Source organism: Streptomyces gobiensis (assembly GCF_021216675.1).
Taxonomy (GTDB): Bacteria; Actinomycetota; Actinomycetes; order Streptomycetales; family Streptomycetaceae; genus Streptomyces; species Streptomyces gobiensis.
The window spans coordinates 2,968,109-2,983,702 of sequence record NZ_CP086120.1 but is presented as its reverse complement, the minus strand read 5'-3'; the positions used below and the strand labels follow the sequence as shown (position 1 = coordinate 2,983,702).

Here is a 15,594-nt window from a genome sequence, read left to right as displayed (position 1 = left end):
CGCCAGGACAGGCCAGGCGGTATCCGGAGCTGGATGAGCCGGATGAGCCCATGGCCTGACGGGAGATCGTGCTGGTGTTGGTGTCTGTGCGTGCGTCGTATCCAGCCCGAGCGCTGACCGCCCTGCTGGGCGCACTCCTGGTGCCGGCGCTGCCCATATTCGACGCCGCTCCCAGCCGGGCCGACGACCGTGGGCGGCAGGAAGTCACCATCCGTATCGCCGCCGCCGAGGCCGACGCCGCACGCGTCTACCGGGCGGCGGCAGGTGCCTCCCGTACGTACGAGAAGGTCCGCCGCGCGACCAAGCGGCAGCGCCGTACGGTCAACCGGCTGACGGACGCGCTGGACAGCAAGCGGCACGCGTACGCCGAACTGCGCCGGACCGTCGGGGGGATGGCCGCCCGGCAGTACCGTTCGGGGGCTTCGGGAGGACTGCTGCCCAGCGCCCAGCTGATGCTGGCCGACTCGCCGGAGGAGTTTCTGGCGCAGACCTCCTCCTTGCTCCGGGGCAACCGGGCCGCGGCCCAGCTGGCTGAGCGGGCCGAGCGGGCCCGGGACGATGTGGCACGGAGCAAGGCCGCGGCGGACCGGGCGCTGGAGCGGCTACGGCGGGACCAGGCTCGCCAGAACAAGATCAAGCGGGGTATCGAGGCGAAGCTGTCCCGGGTCGAGCGGCAGGTCGGGCTGCTGCTCAGCGCCTTCGGCGCGCCGCCCGCCGCGCGCGGCTGCGCTACCGGCCCACCGGCCGGGCCACCCCCACGGCGGCGGTCCGGCTGGGTCGCCCCGGTGGAGCGATACCGGCTGTCCGCTGGGTACGCCGAGCGGGGCCGCCACTGGGCTCACCGGCACAGCGGGCAGGACTTCGCGGTCGACCCCGGAACCCCTGTGCGCGCCGCCGGTGCGGGCACGGTGACGGTGGCGACCTGCGGGGACGGTTTCGGTAACCAGCTGCTGATCCGCCATGACAACGGCTACTACACCCAGTACGCCCATCTGTCCCTGTTGCAGGCCAGGCCGGGGCAGCGGGTGCGGCCGGGGGAGCAGATCGGGCTGGCCGGTGCGAGTGGCAATGCGAGCGGGCCGCATCTGCATTTCGAGGTACGCGTCACGCCTCAGTACGGGGCCGGTGTCGATCCCGTCCCCTGGCTGCGCGAACGCGGCGTCCGCCTCTAGCGCCCAGGGCGGGGTGTACCGCTATGCGGCTCCGCCGCGCGGCGGGGCTCCGCCCCGGGGCGGGTGCCGTGGGTGGGTGTCCCCTATGCCCGCCCCTTCCCGGCTGTGCCGATATGCGGCTCCGCCGCGTGGCGGGGCTCCGCCCCGGGGCGGGTGTCGTGGGTGGGTGTCCCCCGTATCCCGCCCCTTCCCGGAAACCGGGGCTTCGCCCCGGGGCCCCGGGGTTGGCCGGGTGCAGGCCGGTGGCCGGGGGTTGTGCCCACCCACAGCCCCTCGCGGGGCTGCGAGTGCCCACAACGCTGGGGGTCTGGGGGCGGCAGCCCCCAGTTTCGGGAAGGGGCCGGGTTAGGGGAATCCCTCCGCCGACAGCGGTGCTCGGCCAGCACCGACGGGGCGGCCCGAAGCCCGCGAGGGCCCCTGGGGCCGAGAGGCGCGAGGACGCCGTAACAGAGGGGTGCCGCAGATCACCGCTGGCCTCGCTACAGCGAGGGGCGGATAGTGGGTAGTCTCATACAGACTGGATAAGTTACTGCTTAGTAAGCCTGCCCTCGCAGGCACCGGCACTGCCCCCGCAGGTTCGAGGAGCCGTCATGCAACTCGCCGCGATCATCGTCACGCTGGCACTCACCGCGGTCGGCGTCGCGCTCTTCGCTCGCGCCATCGCACAGATCTACCGCTTTGTGAAGCTCGGCCAGCCGGTCCCGGCAGGATCGCGCACCAACGACTGGAAGCTGCGCACGGCCACCCTGATCAGGGAATTCCTCGGTCACACGCGGATGAACCGCTGGGCCGTCGTCGGCGTCGCCCACTGGTTCGTGGCGATCGGCTTCCTGACGCTGCCGCCGACGATCATCAACGCATACGGCCAGCTCTTCCAGGCCGACTGGGCGCTGCCGCTGCTCGGCGGCTTCCTGCCGTATGAGATGTACATCGAGTTCATCGGTCTGATGACCACGGTGGGCATCGCCACGCTGATGGTGATCCGACTGCTGAGCCTGCCCTCCCGGGCAGGCCGCAAGTCGCGCTTCGCGGGGTCGAAGGCCTGGCAGGGGTACTTCGTCGAGTACGTCATCTTCATCATCGGTCTGGCCATCCTGATGCTGCGCGGCCTGGAGGGCGCGCTGCACCACGTGGAGAGCTACGAACCCGCCTACTTCGTCTCGTACCCGCTGGTCGCCCTCTTCGGCGGGCTGAGCCTGACCGCCCTGCAGAACCTCGTCTACTTCTGGGCGATGGTGAAGCTGGGCACGACGATGATCTGGATGATCACGGTCAGCCTGAACACCAACATGGGGGTGGCCTGGCACCGCTTCCTCGCCTTCCCCAACATCTGGTTCAAGCGTGACGCCAAGGGCGGCACCGCGCTGGGCGAGCTTCAGCCGATGACCTCGGGCGGCAAGCCGATCGACTTCGAGACGGTCTTCGACGAGGAGGGCGGCGAAGAGACCCAGTTCGGTGTGTCCCAGGTCGAGCACTTCTCCTGGAAAGGCATCCTCGACTTCTCCACCTGCACCGAGTGCGGTCGCTGCCAGTCGCAGTGCCCCGCCTGGAACACCGGCAAGCCGCTCTCCCCGAAGCTGCTGATCATGTCGCTGCGCGACCACGCGTACGCCAAGGCCCCGTATCTGCTCGCGGGCGGCGGCAAGACCATGGAGGGCGAGGAGAAGGCCACCGCCGAGCAGCTGAAGGACGTCCCCGCCAGCGCGCTGGCCGAGGCCGAGCGCCCGCTGATCGGTACGTACGAGGAGAACGGGGTCATCGACCCCGATGTGCTGTGGTCCTGCACCACCTGCGGCGCCTGCGTGGAGCAGTGCCCGGTGGACATCGAGCATGTCGACCACATCGTCGACATGCGCCGCTACCAGGTGATGATCGAGTCCGCCTTCCCCTCCGAGGCGGGCACGATGCTCAAGAACCTGGAGAAGAAGGGCAACCCCTGGGGGCTGGCCAAGAAGCAGCGGCTGGAGTGGACCAAGGAGGTCGACTTCGAGGTGCCGGTCGTCGGCAAGACGGTCGATGACCTCACCGAGGTTGACTACCTCTTCTGGGTCGGCTGCGCCGGTGCCCTGGAGGACCGGGCCAAGAAGACCACCAAGGCCTTCGCGGAGCTGCTGCACATCGCGGGCGTCAAGTTCGCGATCATGGGCGGCGATGAGAAGTGCACCGGTGACTCGGCCCGCCGCCTGGGCAATGAGTTCCTGTTCCAGCAGCTCGGCGAGGAGAACGTCGCCACGCTGAACGCGGCCTTCGGTGAGGATGAGGACGAGGGGATCACCGTCCCCAAGTCCAAGAAGAAGATCGTCTCCACCTGCCCGCACTGCTTCAACACCATCGCCAATGAGTACCCGCAGCTGGGCGGCGAGTACGAGGTCATCCACCACACCCAGCTGCTCCAGCACCTCATCGACGAGGGCAAGCTGATCCCGGTCACCCCGGTTGAGGGTCTGATCACCTACCACGACCCCTGCTACCTGGGCCGGCACAACCAGGTGTACACCCCGCCGCGCGAGATCATCGGGAAGGTCCCCGGGCTGCGCAACGAGGAGATGCACCGCCACAAGGAGCGCGGCTTCTGCTGTGGCGCCGGTGGCGCGCGGATGTGGATGGAAGAGCGGATCGGCAAGCGCGTCAACAACGAGCGGGTGGACGAGGCGCTGTCCCTCAACCCGGACATCGTCTCCACCGCCTGCCCGTTCTGCCTGGTCATGCTGACCGATTCGGTCAACGGCAAGAAGAACGACGGGTCGGCCAAGGAGTCGGTCCAGGTCGTGGACGTCGCCCAGCTCCTGCTGGAGTCGGTCAGGACCCCGGCGGGACCGGAGGGGCCGGAGGACGGCGACACCACGGAGTCCGCCGCCCCAGAGCCCCAGCCCGCCCAGTAGCCGGGCAAGGCTCCCATACGGCCGATGGCCGGCCCTGCAGCTCGCGGGGCCGGCCATCGCCGTATGGGGGCCGACCGCCGGGGTTGGGGAAACACTCCCGTGCGAGCAAATACGAACCCCTTCGAGCAGGCACTGATCCCTTTCGGTCAGCCATCGCACCGAACAAGACAGCCCCCACGCCCCACTGTTGGACACCGCCCGAGCGGCCTAGCCTCGACGCTATGCCTGTGGACCAGGCGGCATGCCCGCACCACACCATCTCCGTACAGCGGCTGCGCCCCGGCGACCACGCCTTCCTCCGCTACGACAACGACGCCACCCGCTGGGAGATCGCCTCCGTATTCGTCCGTACGGGCCTGCTCCTCGGTGAGAAGGTCCTGGCCCTGCTCGACCCCGAGGTGCCCACGGCCGAGGCGCTCGTCCGGCTGGGCGGCCATGACCCGGCCCTGGCCGAAGCCCGGCACAGTGGTCAGCTCGTACTGACCACCATGGGCGAGCTCATCCACCCCGACCGGCGGTTCACCAGCGAGCGGCAGTGGGCCCGGCTCCGCGAGGAGACCGCGCGCGCGGTCGAGGAGGGGTATACGGCCGCACGCGCCTTTATCGATATGGCCTGGGTCCAGGCCCTCCACATGGACGTCGACGGGGTGATGCGGCGGGAGTCCCGCGCGGACCATCTGTTCACCGGTCGGGCCTACAGCGAGCTCTGCGCATACGACGGCCGTCGGTTCAGCGAGGAGGTGCTGGATGCCATGTGCGGCGCACACCCCCATAACGTACTCGCGGGGCTGGGAATCCTGCGCACGATCTACGCCGACGGCTCGGTCCGGCTCATAGGCGACGCCGACCTCAATACCCGGCTCGCCTTCACCGAGGCACTGCGCGACGGTCTCTCCCAGACCACCCGCTCCCGCTGTCTGATCGTGGACCTCACCCGGCTCCACTTCCTCAGCATCGGCTGCGCGACCGATCTGCTGTTGCTCGCCTCGGACGCCGACGGACACGACCGTATTGAGGTGCACTGCGTCCCTTTCCAGGCCAATACGCTCCGTAAGCTCGGTGCGGAGTTGGTGGAGTCGCTCGCTCTGGTGGAGGTGGAGGTGGAGTGCGGATGCTAGCGAGGTCCAGTTCCCGCTCCAGCCGACCCGAACAACAACTGCTCAAACGCCGCTTCACCGCCCGCACACTCCCGCAGCTTCGGGTCGGCGTCGAGGAGTGCGCGGCCTGGGCCGGGCTGACAGAGCCACGGCGGGGTGAGTTCGTCCTGGCGGTCGACGCGGTCGTGTCAAACGCGATCGAGCACGCGGGCGGCGAGGGCCAGCTGCTGCTACGCCGCATCGGCGCTGAGCTGGAGGCCCGCGTCACCGACTCCGGCCCCGGCTTTACGGCGGATGTCATCCCGGAACTGCTCCCCGGTCTGGACGGCGGACCGGGTGGCCGCGGGCTGTGGCTCGCCCGGCTCACCACCGACCGGCTGACGATCGCCGCCGCCCACCCGGGCGCGATCGTCACCCTGGGGGTGTCGCTGGACTGACGCCCGCTGGGATGTACCGAACCAGCCACAATGCGGACCGATCAGCCCCCAATAACGCCCATATTCCCCGGGTGCGGCATCGGCCTCCCGCTGAGCACGGTACGTTCGATTACGTGGCTGGATTCAGGATCGGACGCGGCCGGGACCCGCGGAACGCACAACAGCAGGGGCCTTACCCCCCGCAGACCCCGCAGCACTCACAACACCCGCAGGGTGCCCCTCAGCAGGCGCCGGGCCCGTACTCGCCGTACGGGCAGCAGGCGCCGCAGGGCCAGCAGGGGCCCTGGCAGCGGGGCGGGCACGGTGAGCCGGAGTACTTCGACGGCCAAACCGGCCCCGATCCGTATGCCAACGCTCCGGGTCACACCCAGCAGTTCCGCTTCGGCGAGGAGCCGGACTACGGCTACAACCAGGGCGCCACCTACGCCGCGGGCCGCACCACCGCTCCCGCCATCGGGCCGAAGCTGCCCTGGAAGCAGCTGCTGAGCGGCATTGTCCTCCGGCCGAACGCCACCTTCTGGCAGATGCGTGACCACTCCGTATGGGGCCCGGCGATCATCGTCACCTTCCTCTACGGGCTGCTCGCCGTCTTCGGCTTCGACCAGGCCCGCGAGGATGTGCTGAACTCGACGCTCGCCAGCGCCGTCCCCTACGTGATCGTCACCGGCATCGCGGTCGTACTCTCCGGGCTGGTACTGGGCTCGGTCACGCACACGCTGGCCCGGCAGTTCGGCGGCGACGGAGCCTGGGGGCCAACGGTCGGCCTGGCGATGCTGATCGCGTCGATTACGGATGCCCCCCGGCTGTTCTTCGCCCTCTTCCTCAGCGGCAACGCGCCCTTCGTCCAGGTCCTCGGCTGGGTCACCTGGGTCGCGGCGGGCGCGCTCTTCACCTCGATGGTCAGCCGCTCTCACGATCTGCCATGGCAGAAGGCGCTGGGCGCGTCCTCGATCCAGCTCATCGCACTGCTCGTACTGATCAAGCTGGGCACGCTGTAACCCATGCCGTCGCGCATGCCGTAAAGCGCATACGAAGAGGGCCCCGCCTGCTTCTTAGCGATGGGGCCCTCTCCCTCACCCCTCTAGCCGAACCGCTGGCTGTCCGAGCCATCGCACTGCCGCAGGCGCACCTGATCACGCGCGTCCGACAGCGCCAGACACAGCTGTGGCGCGGCGGCGGGCTTGATCGCCCCGCCGTCCCGGATGAACCGCTGGTTCTCGCTCCCCGAGCAGTTCCACAGCACAAGCCCCGCGCCCGGCTCATACTTCCCGCGGGGCACATCGAGACACCGGTCGTGGGTCAGCTCGGTATAGAGCTGCTTACTGCGCTCGTCGTACCACCAGCCCTGGTTGCGCTGACCGTGGCATTCCCAGCCCCGCACCGCGGTCCCGTCGCGGCTGCTTGCCTTGTCCGCGTCCAGACAGCTCCCTGTCCCCGCATTGCGCAGCGGCGCGAAGGCGTCGTCCCAGGCCACCGGATACAGCTCCGGCTGCCCGGCCCCGGACGGGTCGGCGCAGGACGCCTCCCGCAGGCCGGAGGCGTCCAGCTGCGTCAGGCAGGCGGCGAAGGCGCCATGGCCACGGTAGTTGGGGTGGAAGGACTGCCGTACGGAGTTCTCATCCGGCGGGAAGGGGTTGGACAGCTCCACCCACAGCCCACGGGCCCAGGGATTCTCCATACACACCTCATGCCCCTGGAAAAGCCGCGAGGCGTCCAGGTAGTGCGCCCCGGTGCTCTGCGCGACCTTACGGATGCCGTCCTGGAAGCGCGGCACGGCGTAGTCCCGCGCCCAGCGCGCGTCCGAGGTGTAGCCGGTGCAGCCGCCCGGCAGCTTGCCGGGGTACTGGGGATTGTCCTCGACATCCGGCCCGACCGGGCTGGGGTAACTCATCACCACGAGCTTGTAGTCACCATCCGCGTAACCCGCGTCCCGCATCACCTTCTTGAGGTCGTTGACGGTCGAGGTGACCTTGGGCACCAGCCCGTCGACCCGGCCCTGCCAGCCCGGCTCGTACTTGGGCGCACAGGGCCCCTGGAGCGTAAACCACCGCACGACGCAGTCCGTCATGACCGACCCGAACTGCAGATCATCATTGGCGCCCGCGACCAGCACGATCATCTTCAGCCTGGTGTTACGCGCCTTGATCGCCAGACTGTCGCTCTGCACCAGCTCATCGGCGTACTGCTGCCGTCCGCCGATCCTGATATGGACGGTGGAGGCCCCGGAGCAGGCGACGTTGTATGTCTCGTCCGCCGCGATCCCGGTCCGGTGGATCGCCACATCGGGCGACCGGTGGCACCAGTTGTCCGGCCCATCGGTGCCGGGCTCATAGGTGCCGACGCCCTCACCCGATATCTCGCTGTCGCCCAGCGAGATCAGTGAGGTCTTGCGCTGTTCCATCGGCCGCTCGGCCGGATCCCCGTAGAGAACTCTGGCCTCCGCGGCCCGGATCTCCTCCAACTCGGGCGGCAGCGGCGTACTTTCGGCCTGAGGTGTACTGTCCTGCGCCACCGCGGGTGCCCCCACGGCTAACAGCGCCAGTGCGGTTACCGCGACGCAGACGGCCTGTATACGTCCGGTTCGGTGTTTGCCACGTGTCATGGGGGTTCTCCCTCACGCAGACATGCCTGTTACCCACGGTTTTTACTTGCAGGTAACAGAAGAGGGAACCCCCATGCACACATCAATAACGGAAGCCCCCGCGCTCAGGCACCGAGGATCTGCCCCGCTCGGCGTAGGACCGGAGACTCAACGCACCAGGGGAAGTTGATCCACTCGTCAGTGCGCTTCCACACGCACTCACGCTTGACCGGCGGTTCAGCTCCCCCGCACCGCGCTCATACGCCCTCAGACCTGCGTGCGATGGAAGTTCAGATAAGAACGCGACGGCGTCGGACCGCGCTGACCCTGGTAGCGGGAGCCATAACGGGCGGAGCCATAGGGATGCTCGGCGGGAGAGGTGAGCCGGAACATACAGAGCTGCCCGATCTTCATACCGGGCCAGAGCTTCATGGGCAGGGTGGCGACATTGCTGAGCTCCAGCGTCACATGCCCGGAGAAGCCGGGGTCGATGAACCCCGCCGTGGAGTGCGTCAGCAGCCCCAGCCTGCCCAGCGAGCTCTTCCCCTCCAGCCGCGAGGCGATGTCCTCGGGCAGGGAGACCACCTCATACGTCGAGGCGAGCACAAACTCCCCGGGGTGCAGGATGAACGGCTCATCGCCCTGGGGCTCGATCAGCCGGGTCAGATCGGGCTGCTCGACGGCCGGATCGATGTGCGGGTAGCGGTGGTTCTCGAACACCCGGAAGAAACGGTCCAGCCGGACATCGATACTGGACGGCTGAACCATCGAGGGGTCGTACGGATCAATCCGAACCCGACCCGCGTCAATCTCGGTCCGGATGTCCTTGTCTGAGAGAAGCACGTCCTGAGAGTACGCGCAGACAGGGGCCCGGCCCAATCGGACCGGGCCCTGTCTCAAGATCAGTGCTTCCGGGTCTTCACCGGCACGGCATGCCGCAGCCGAGCGCAGCGCGGACACCGCAGCAGCCGCCCGGGGCCGATCCGGTCGCTGCCAAGCTGCTGCATCGGGAATGTCGCGGTGTTGAACACATGCCCTTCGGCGCAGCGGACGACGGTGGTCTCCATCGCTTCCTCTCCCCAAGTACGTGGACGACAAAAGCCACGATAGGGGATGACCCAGACACCAGACCTCCCGGCACTCCGCGATCCACCGTACGCCTCAACTCCCTTTCCCCGCTGCCCGCATCCCCCACCCGGGAAAAAGAAACGGACCCCTCGGCCTGTGCACCGGGGGTCCGCCATGAGGTACAGTGTGCGGCGACGAGCGGGCTCCATCTCTAGGGACATACCGCTCCTTGCGGGCGTAGTTTAATGGTAGAACATGAGCTTCCCAAGCTCAGAGCGCGGGTTCGATTCCCGTCGCCCGCTCCAGAGCGAAACCCCAGGTCAACGACCTGGGGTTTGTTTTCGTCTAGTCCAATTCGAGGGCGCCGTACCCTCTGCATGCCCCTAAGTGCCATAAGAGGGACGGCTGGTTGGGCCTACGTCGCCCCATTCGGGGGGCGACCCCACTCACGCGTCTCGAATCCCGAGACGCACTCTCCGCGACCCGCGTCACTCACCAGGGGGCGGCTGGGGCCCTGCCAGTGTGTCCTTCGGCGGCGCGCCGGACCAGGTGGAGAGGGTGTGGCCGGTGTGCCGGAGATCGTAGAAGCGGATGTTGTCCGGCAGCCCGACCAGGGCACGGACCTTGCGCCACTTACGGCCCGAAGGTCGTACGGCGGAAAGGGCGCCCTTCTCTCCGACGAACAGCAGGCCGTTCTCGCCAGGCTCAGTGAACCAGGCGAGATGGAGCAGGAGCCGGTACAGGTCGGCAGTAACCGCGAGGCCCAGCTCGTCGACCCACGTGAGGGCGAACTCCTCGAAGGCTGCCGAAGTCACGCCGCCGCTGCGGCCTGCGCGGCGCCATCAGGCCGCCTTCCCGTAGCGGGAACACCGCCTTCGGACCGGCTCGACCGTCCGCTCCACAACGTACGCGTCGAGGACGCTGTCGGCGATGCGGATGTGCTTGCCCAACTTCACGTAGCGGATATGGCGTTCGACCACGCGGCGCCGGACGAAGCGCACGCCGGTACCCAGGCGCTCGGCAGTCTCCTCCACGGTGAGCAGCCGGTCAGCATGCGTGATCACCTCCGTCGCGGCGTGGAGGAGACGGGGGTGGCGCGGGAGGGCAGGGTGGTATGGCCTCTTGGCACAAGGGGGTTCCTTCGCTGGCGCGGTGGTGCGACCCCCGTCCAGGTAGCCACGCCGTAGCCGGGTATCAAGCCGGAGTCCGCCGTGCCCTCCATCTCCTCGAACGCCAAGGTGAGCGACTGCAGCACCCCGTCCCGGGGCCGCTGCGTCGTCTTCCGGGTTGTGCACGAAGACCAGCTCAGGCGGGCGTGGCTCAGGGCGAGCTGCCGGGCGATGTACGGGCGGCTGAGGCAGCGGCCCCGGTCGCCCTGGCCGCCGGGCGGCACTCCGGCACTGACCGCCGCCTGACGATCGGGGACCGGAATGAAACCGACCTTGGTCGAGACCCCGATCCGCGGATGCCGGTCGGGGGCTCCACCGAGAAGCGGTTCGGCCAGAACCCGCGGGACATCGTGGAGTGGATCACGGCTCTGCGCAGGAGCCCCGGACGGTCACGGCCGCCCGGTTTCGCACCGGGCCGGCTGCTTTCGCACCGGGTCGGCTGCTGAGGATGGCCCGGTCCGACGTCAGCGCCGCAGCGCCTCGGCAGGCTGGACGCAGGAGGCCCGCCAAGAGGGATAGAGGCCGGCCAGGACCCCCGTGATCAGGCCGATCACGGGCGCGGCCAGGACCGTCGCCGGATGGACGACCGGGGTCCAGGAGCGGGCCGCCGCAACTGTCACCACCGTGATCACCCCCAGCGAGGTGCCGACGAGCCCGCCGAGCGCGCCCAGCGCGCCGGACTCGGCCAGGAACTGCGCCATAACGTGCCGACCCCGCGCCCCCAGGGCCCGCCGCAGGCCGATCTCGCCGGTGCGTTCCAGAACCGCCACCAGGGTGGTGTTGGCGATCCCGACCGCGCCGATGACCAGGCAGATCGCGGCAAGCAGCAGGAAGAGCCGGCCCAGGTCGTCGCCCACTCCCGTCCGCAGGGCCTTCGGATCGGGCGGCGGCACGGCCTTCAGGTATTCGGGGTGGTCGGGCCGCAGCGCGGTGGGCGCCAGTTCGGCGACCTGCTGCGCCGCTCCCAATTCCGTCGCCACCAGCATCGACGCACCGCCACCCTCCGGCGGATCCCACACCTTCTCGGCGGTGGTCCGCGGCACGATCACCGACAGCAGCAGGTCCGCCTTGCGCTGGGTGTCGTTGATGATCCCGACGACGGTGAACGGCTGGTCCCCGATGAACACGGCCGGGTGACTCCGCAGAGTGGTGATGCCGAGCCGGGAGGCCACCCCGGAGCCGAGGACGGTGACGAACTCGCCGTCCTCGTCCATCTTCCGGTCGTACAAGCGCCCCTGGGAGACGGTGGGCTGAGCAGCCTGGAGGACCCCCGGGGAGGCTGCGACCACGTCGATGTCGGAACCCTGTGTCTTCGCCCCGATCAGGGCGGCACGGACCTGGGTATCGGCTCCGGTGCGGACGGTCCAGTACACACCGGCGGCCCGGACGCCGTTGAGCGCGCCGATCCGGTCGTCCGCGTTCTCGGGGAAGGCGGGCCCCGCGTGCGGGTCCTGCTCGGCGGCGACGTCTTCGATCGTCACCTCCGTCGCGGTCAGCGCGTTGAAGCGTCCGTCGATCTGCGAGGACGTGGTCGCGGTCAGGCCGAGGATCGCCACGAAGGTGCCGACGCCCAGGACCGTACCCAGCGCGGTCAACGCCGAGCGGCCGGGGCGCTGGAGCATGCCGGCGAACGCCTCGCCCAGCAGGTCCCTCAGCGGCAGAACGGACAAGGGCACGGTGCGCCCGGGCGTGCGGCGGCCGGGTCGGAGCACGCGGCGCAGTCGGATCACAGTGCCTCCGGTCCGCCCGCGAGAACCCCGGCGAGCTGCTCGCGCAGGACGCCGTCCCGGACCGCGACGGTACGGCTGCCGCGCCGGGCCACGTCGGCGTCGTGGGTGATGACCAGCACCGTCATACCGCCCACATGCAACTCGTCCAGCAGGGCCAGCACAGAACGGGCGTTGTCCGTGTCGAGGTTGCCGGTGGGCTCGTCGCACAACAGCAGGGCGGGACGGGCCACCAGGGCGCGGGCGATGGCCACCCGCTGCCGTTCACCGCCCGAGAGCCGAGTGGGCACGGCGGCGGCACGATGGCCGAGGCCCACCCGCTCCAGCGCCTCCCGGGCGTCCGCGCGGCGCGTTCGGCGGGGCGACCCGTTGTACACGAGCGCCAGCTCGACGTTCTCCTGCGCGCTGCGGTGCGGCAGCAGATGGAACGACTGGAAGACGAAACCGATCCGACGGCCGCGCAACGCGGTGCGTTCGGCGTCTTTGAGGGCGGAGGTGTCCAGGCCGTCCAGCAGGTAACGGCCCCCGGTGGGGCTGTCGAGCAGACCGACGATGTTGAGGAAGGTCGACTTGCCGGACCCCGACGGGCCGACCACGGTCACGAACTCCCCGCGCCGCACGGTCAGATCGCACGGCTTGAGGGCCGCGACCGGCGGCGGGCCCGGATAGGTGAGCCCGACCTGCCGGAACTCGATGACGGGCGTGGCGGGTTCGTACGTCACGGCGCCGTCCCACCCGCCGCGTCCGACGGCGACCGGCCCGCGTCGACTCCCGTGACCACCAGGTCGCCGGCCTTCAAGCCGCCCTTCGCCACCGGCTCCACGGCGACGTACCCGTCGCCGCTGGTCCCGGAGCGGACCTCCACTCTGCGCTGCCGCCCCCCGTCGTCTGCCACCGTGACCACGGTGCGGCCGTCCGCGCCCGAGGTGATCGCGGTGACAGGCACCACCAGAGCCTTGTCGCCGGTGGACGCCGCCTCGATGGTGAGCCGGACGTCGTAGCCGGTCAGCCGGGGGTCGAGTGCCTTGTCCGGCGTGATCCGCACCAGGTATCCGGACTCCCCGCCGACCGGGCCGGCCGCGCCGTCACCCTTGTCCCCGCCGCCGCCGGAGGACTGGCCGCGCGTGGTCATGGTGTCCGCGACCGAGGTCACCTTCCCTGTTGCGGTCACTCCACTGAGCTCAGAGTGGATCTCCACCGGCTGGTCGGAACGGAGCAGCCCCTTCTGGTACTCGGGTACGTACGCCTCCACCAGTAGGCGTCCCGACGAGACGACCATGGCGGTGCCCGTCACCTGGTCGCCAACCCGGCCCTGCACCGAGCCCACCCGGGCCGGAAAGCCCTCCAGGAACACCGCCTCCCCGGCCGGGAGCATCGGGCCGGACTGTGCCTGGGCCTTGGCGTACGCCTTCCGAGCATCGGCGAGATCCTCCCGAGCGCGGTCGACGGCCTTGCCCCGACTCCCGCCGTCGTCCGTCCCGGCGTCGTCGGCGTCCTCGGCGGCGCCCTCGGCGTCCTCCAAGGCGCGTTCGGCGCCCTTCACCGTCTTCTCGGCTGTGTCCAGCGCGGCTCCCTCGTCGTCCTGGGCGGGCCGCGGGTCGTAGCCGATCGAGGCATAGAACGCGGTCAACGCCTTCTTGGTCCCCGCGCCGAAGGTTCCCTCCGGGTCGCTGCCGGTGCCGTGCCCGAGGTCCCGCAGCGCCTTCTGGAGCTGGGCGACGTCCTTGCCGGTGGCGCCCGGCCGTAGGTCCCGGTAGACCGGCACAGTGCCCTTGAGCGCAAACACCGGCCGTCCGGCGACCTCCAGCAGCACCTGCCCCTGCTTCACCTCGGACCCGGCCTGCGCCGCGATCTTGGTGATCACCGCGCCCGAGGTTCCTTCTCCGCCCGAGATCTGCGGAGCGATCCTCGCCGTCTGCCCCGCGACCACCTGGCCCCGGGTGATCAGCGACGACACCAGCACCCGGTGCTCCACCGGAGCCGTCAGCACGTCCCTGGGCGGCGGTCCGGCCTCGGCCGCCGCCTGTGCGGGCGACTTGATCACCAGCGAGGCGCCAAGTCCGCTCAGCGCGACCAGCGCCGCACCGGCGGCCACGGCGACCACCCAGCGGCGGCGCCTACGCAAGCTTCCGGGAGAACCCGCCGCCGCCTCGGGCTTCACGGCCCCCGTCACATCGCCCGTCACAGCCCTACGCTCCCCGGCACCGACGACCACACTCGTCCTTTCCCTCCACCCTGCGTACCACCAGCTCAGCCGCCGACGACGGCGTCACCCACCCCGGTGCCCGTCGGCCGGCAGTCCTGCAGCGCGGCGCGCAGCTCCGGGTCCTCGGCAACCCCCGCGGCCTCCAGGTCCACCTCACCGGTCTTCGGGTCGGGGTCCGGGTAATCCTCGTAGCCCTTCTCCCGTACGCAGGCGCTCACCTTTCGCGCCGCCGCCAGTCTCTCCTCGGAGACCGGCGGATCGGGTATCGCCTTCAGAAAGTCCCGGCACGTCTCCTCGGCCGCCGTGGCCGCCGCCTCGTCCGTGTTCTTGTCCTTGTCTACGCGGAGCTGGCCCGGGTTGGGCGTCTCCAGAACGAGTCCGTTCTTCTCGAGGCAGCGGTAGTAGGCGGTCTCCTCCGCGCTCACCGTCTCCGACGGGCTCGCGGACGGTTCGGCCGCGCCATCGGACGAACCGGCACAGCCGGTCAACGCGAGAGCCGCCAGAGCGGCTCCGCAGACGAGAAGAGCAGGGCGCATGCGGCGACTCCTGAGCTGAAACCACGCACGGGAACACGCATGGGAAACGGTGGGAGGGATGGGAACGCGGCCTTGGGAACTCGGCCTATGGGCCAGGCAACTTGACGGTCCGCTACGAGAACACCAGGGAACCTACCAGTCCGTCACAGGCGCCACTACTGTCCCTCGCGCCAGTAGACGCCCCGTCAGGTGGCGTGTTGGATCACCCTGGCGTTTCTGTAAACGGACCCCCGGATTCCCACCAGGAGACATGATGTCCAGGAGCACGACCCACCGCCTCGGGGCGCTGGCAACCATCGCCGTCGCGACTGCCGGTCTGCTGATCGGCACGACGACCAGCGCCGCAGCCGACTTCAAGGACGGTGTTCTCGAGACGAACGAGTTCGGCCTGTACTACAACTCTGGCCTCGGCGGCTGTGTCTTCGACGTCTACGACAGTGACAGCGACTTCTCGAACGACAAGTTCAAGGGAAGCTGCAGCGGCTCGGGCCAGACCACCAACGACAACACGGCTTCCTACTGGAACCGGGACAACGTCTTCGACTACTACGTCTACACGGACGCCAACTATCGCGGGTCCTGGGGCACCATCCCGAGCGGCTACTCGGGCGACGCCTCCAGCACCTTCAAGAACGAGATCTCCGCGACCAACAGCTGAGGACAGAGCTCGCCTCATCCGACATCGCAGACAGCGTACGGCCGATGTTCCGACCCGTGCC

General features: G+C 69.4%; 16 protein-coding genes, 1 tRNA gene and 1 pseudogene. 8 read left to right on the top strand and 10 right to left on the bottom strand.

Going from position 1 to position 15,594, the window contains the following annotated elements; translation table 11 throughout:
* Positions 1–74: 74 nt before the first annotated feature.
* The 5 genes from test1122_RS13845 to test1122_RS13825 all read left to right on the top strand — a co-directional run bounded on the left by test1122_RS13845 (position 75) and on the right by test1122_RS13825 (position 6,586).
* Positions 75–1,172, top strand: a complete 1,098-nt coding sequence (locus test1122_RS13845; protein ID WP_232269482.1) for a M23 family metallopeptidase — start codon at positions 75–77, stop codon at positions 1,170–1,172.
* A gap of 590 nt (positions 1,173–1,762) precedes the next feature.
* Complete coding sequence (locus test1122_RS13840; protein WP_232269481.1) at positions 1,763–4,054, top strand: (Fe-S)-binding protein; 2,292 nt, start codon at positions 1,763–1,765, stop codon at positions 4,052–4,054.
* Between the two features lie 221 nt (positions 4,055–4,275).
* Positions 4,276–5,172 carry an MEDS domain-containing protein gene (locus tag test1122_RS13835; protein ID WP_232269480.1) on the top strand — a complete coding sequence of 299 codons (897 nt, stop codon included), beginning with the start codon at positions 4,276–4,278 and terminating at the stop codon, positions 5,170–5,172.
* Positions 5,166–5,588 (top strand): ATP-binding protein, encoded by a 423-nt coding sequence (locus tag test1122_RS13830; protein WP_232269479.1) that lies wholly within the window; start codon positions 5,166–5,168, stop codon positions 5,586–5,588. Before test1122_RS13835 ends, test1122_RS13830 begins: the two co-directional genes overlap by 7 nt.
* Positions 5,589–5,701: 113 nt before the next feature.
* Complete coding sequence (locus tag test1122_RS13825) at positions 5,702–6,586, top strand: Yip1 family protein (RefSeq protein ID WP_232269478.1); 885 nt, start codon at positions 5,702–5,704, stop codon at positions 6,584–6,586.
* Between the two features lie 83 nt (positions 6,587–6,669).
* On the opposite strand, the gene test1122_RS13820 is transcribed toward test1122_RS13825, so the two are convergent.
* The 4 genes and pseudogenes from test1122_RS13820 to test1122_RS13805 form a co-directional block, all read right to left on the bottom strand.
* Positions 6,670–8,190 carry a ricin-type beta-trefoil lectin domain protein gene (locus test1122_RS13820; RefSeq protein WP_232269477.1) on the bottom strand — a complete coding sequence of 507 codons (1,521 nt, stop codon included), beginning with the start codon at positions 8,188–8,190 and terminating at the stop codon, positions 6,670–6,672.
* Positions 8,191–8,294: 104 nt separating this feature from the next.
* A pseudogene (locus test1122_RS13815) lies at positions 8,295–8,399 on the bottom strand (phosphoribosyltransferase); the annotation flags it as partial.
* 37 nt (positions 8,400–8,436) lie between these two features.
* Complete coding sequence (gene dcd, locus test1122_RS13810; protein WP_232269476.1) at positions 8,437–9,012, bottom strand: dCTP deaminase; 576 nt, start codon at positions 9,010–9,012, stop codon at positions 8,437–8,439.
* A 59-nt stretch (positions 9,013–9,071) separates the two neighbouring features.
* Positions 9,072–9,236 carry a hypothetical protein gene (locus test1122_RS13805; RefSeq protein WP_232269475.1) on the bottom strand — a complete coding sequence of 55 codons (165 nt, stop codon included), beginning with the start codon at positions 9,234–9,236 and terminating at the stop codon, positions 9,072–9,074.
* A gap of 232 nt (positions 9,237–9,468) precedes the next feature.
* Between test1122_RS13805 and test1122_RS13800 the strand changes: the two genes are divergently transcribed.
* Positions 9,469–9,542: transfer RNA gene (locus tag test1122_RS13800), tRNA-Gly, on the top strand.
* A gap of 183 nt (positions 9,543–9,725) precedes the next feature.
* On the opposite strand, the gene test1122_RS26700 is transcribed toward test1122_RS13800, so the two are convergent.
* Complete coding sequence (locus test1122_RS26700; RefSeq protein WP_338423536.1) at positions 9,726–10,052, bottom strand: hypothetical protein; 327 nt, start codon at positions 10,050–10,052, stop codon at positions 9,726–9,728.
* Between the two features lie 27 nt (positions 10,053–10,079).
* Positions 10,080–10,301: an excisionase family DNA-binding protein gene (locus test1122_RS13790; RefSeq protein WP_232269474.1), complete on the bottom strand. Its 222-nt coding sequence runs from the start codon at positions 10,299–10,301 to the stop codon at positions 10,080–10,082.
* A gap of 251 nt (positions 10,302–10,552) precedes the next feature.
* On the opposite strand from test1122_RS13790, the gene test1122_RS13785 reads away from it, so the two are divergent.
* Positions 10,553–10,852 carry a hypothetical protein gene (locus test1122_RS13785; protein ID WP_232269473.1) on the top strand — a complete coding sequence of 100 codons (300 nt, stop codon included), beginning with the start codon at positions 10,553–10,555 and terminating at the stop codon, positions 10,850–10,852.
* Between the two features lie 18 nt (positions 10,853–10,870).
* Here test1122_RS13785 and test1122_RS13780 read toward each other — a convergent pair whose 3' ends face one another.
* The 4 genes from test1122_RS13780 to test1122_RS13765 form a co-directional block, all read right to left on the bottom strand.
* On the bottom strand, positions 10,871–12,118 hold the full coding sequence (locus test1122_RS13780) for an ABC transporter permease (RefSeq protein WP_422397073.1): 1,248 nt from the start codon (positions 12,116–12,118) through the stop codon (positions 10,871–10,873).
* A 14-nt stretch (positions 12,119–12,132) separates the two neighbouring features.
* Positions 12,133–12,855 (bottom strand): ABC transporter ATP-binding protein, encoded by a 723-nt coding sequence (locus test1122_RS13775; RefSeq protein WP_232269472.1) that lies wholly within the window; start codon positions 12,853–12,855, stop codon positions 12,133–12,135.
* On the bottom strand, positions 12,852–14,318 hold the full coding sequence (locus test1122_RS13770) for an efflux RND transporter periplasmic adaptor subunit (RefSeq protein ID WP_232269471.1): 1,467 nt from the start codon (positions 14,316–14,318) through the stop codon (positions 12,852–12,854). Before test1122_RS13770 ends, test1122_RS13775 begins: the two co-directional genes overlap by 4 nt.
* Positions 14,319–14,383: 65 nt before the next feature.
* Positions 14,384–14,875: a hypothetical protein gene (locus test1122_RS13765; RefSeq protein WP_232269470.1), complete on the bottom strand. Its 492-nt coding sequence runs from the start codon at positions 14,873–14,875 to the stop codon at positions 14,384–14,386.
* Between the two features lie 253 nt (positions 14,876–15,128).
* Between test1122_RS13765 and test1122_RS13760 the strand changes: the two genes are divergently transcribed.
* Positions 15,129–15,533, top strand: coding sequence for a peptidase inhibitor family I36 protein (locus test1122_RS13760; RefSeq protein WP_232269469.1), 405 nt, complete (start codon positions 15,129–15,131; stop codon positions 15,531–15,533).
* The last annotated feature ends 61 nt before the right edge of the window (positions 15,534–15,594 follow it).

Bases quoted from the DNA above. Each gene is read 5' to 3' on its own strand.
- test1122_RS13840 (WP_232269481.1), top strand. From the start codon at position 1,763: ATGCAACTCGCCGCGATCATCGTCACGCTGGCACTCACCGCGGTCGGC.
- test1122_RS13835 (WP_232269480.1), top strand. From the start codon at position 4,276: ATGCCTGTGGACCAGGCGGCATGCCCGCACCACACCATCTCCGTACAG.
- test1122_RS13830 (WP_232269479.1), top strand. From the start codon at position 5,166: ATGCTAGCGAGGTCCAGTTCCCGCTCCAGCCGACCCGAACAACAACTG.
- test1122_RS13820 (WP_232269477.1), bottom strand. From the start codon at position 8,190: ATGACACGTGGCAAACACCGAACCGGACGTATACAGGCCGTCTGCGTC.
- test1122_RS13805 (WP_232269475.1), bottom strand. From the start codon at position 9,236: ATGGAGACCACCGTCGTCCGCTGCGCCGAAGGGCATGTGTTCAACACC.
- test1122_RS13765 (WP_232269470.1), bottom strand. From the start codon at position 14,875: ATGCGCCCTGCTCTTCTCGTCTGCGGAGCCGCTCTGGCGGCTCTCGCG.
- test1122_RS13760 (WP_232269469.1), top strand. From the start codon at position 15,129: ATGTCCAGGAGCACGACCCACCGCCTCGGGGCGCTGGCAACCATCGCC.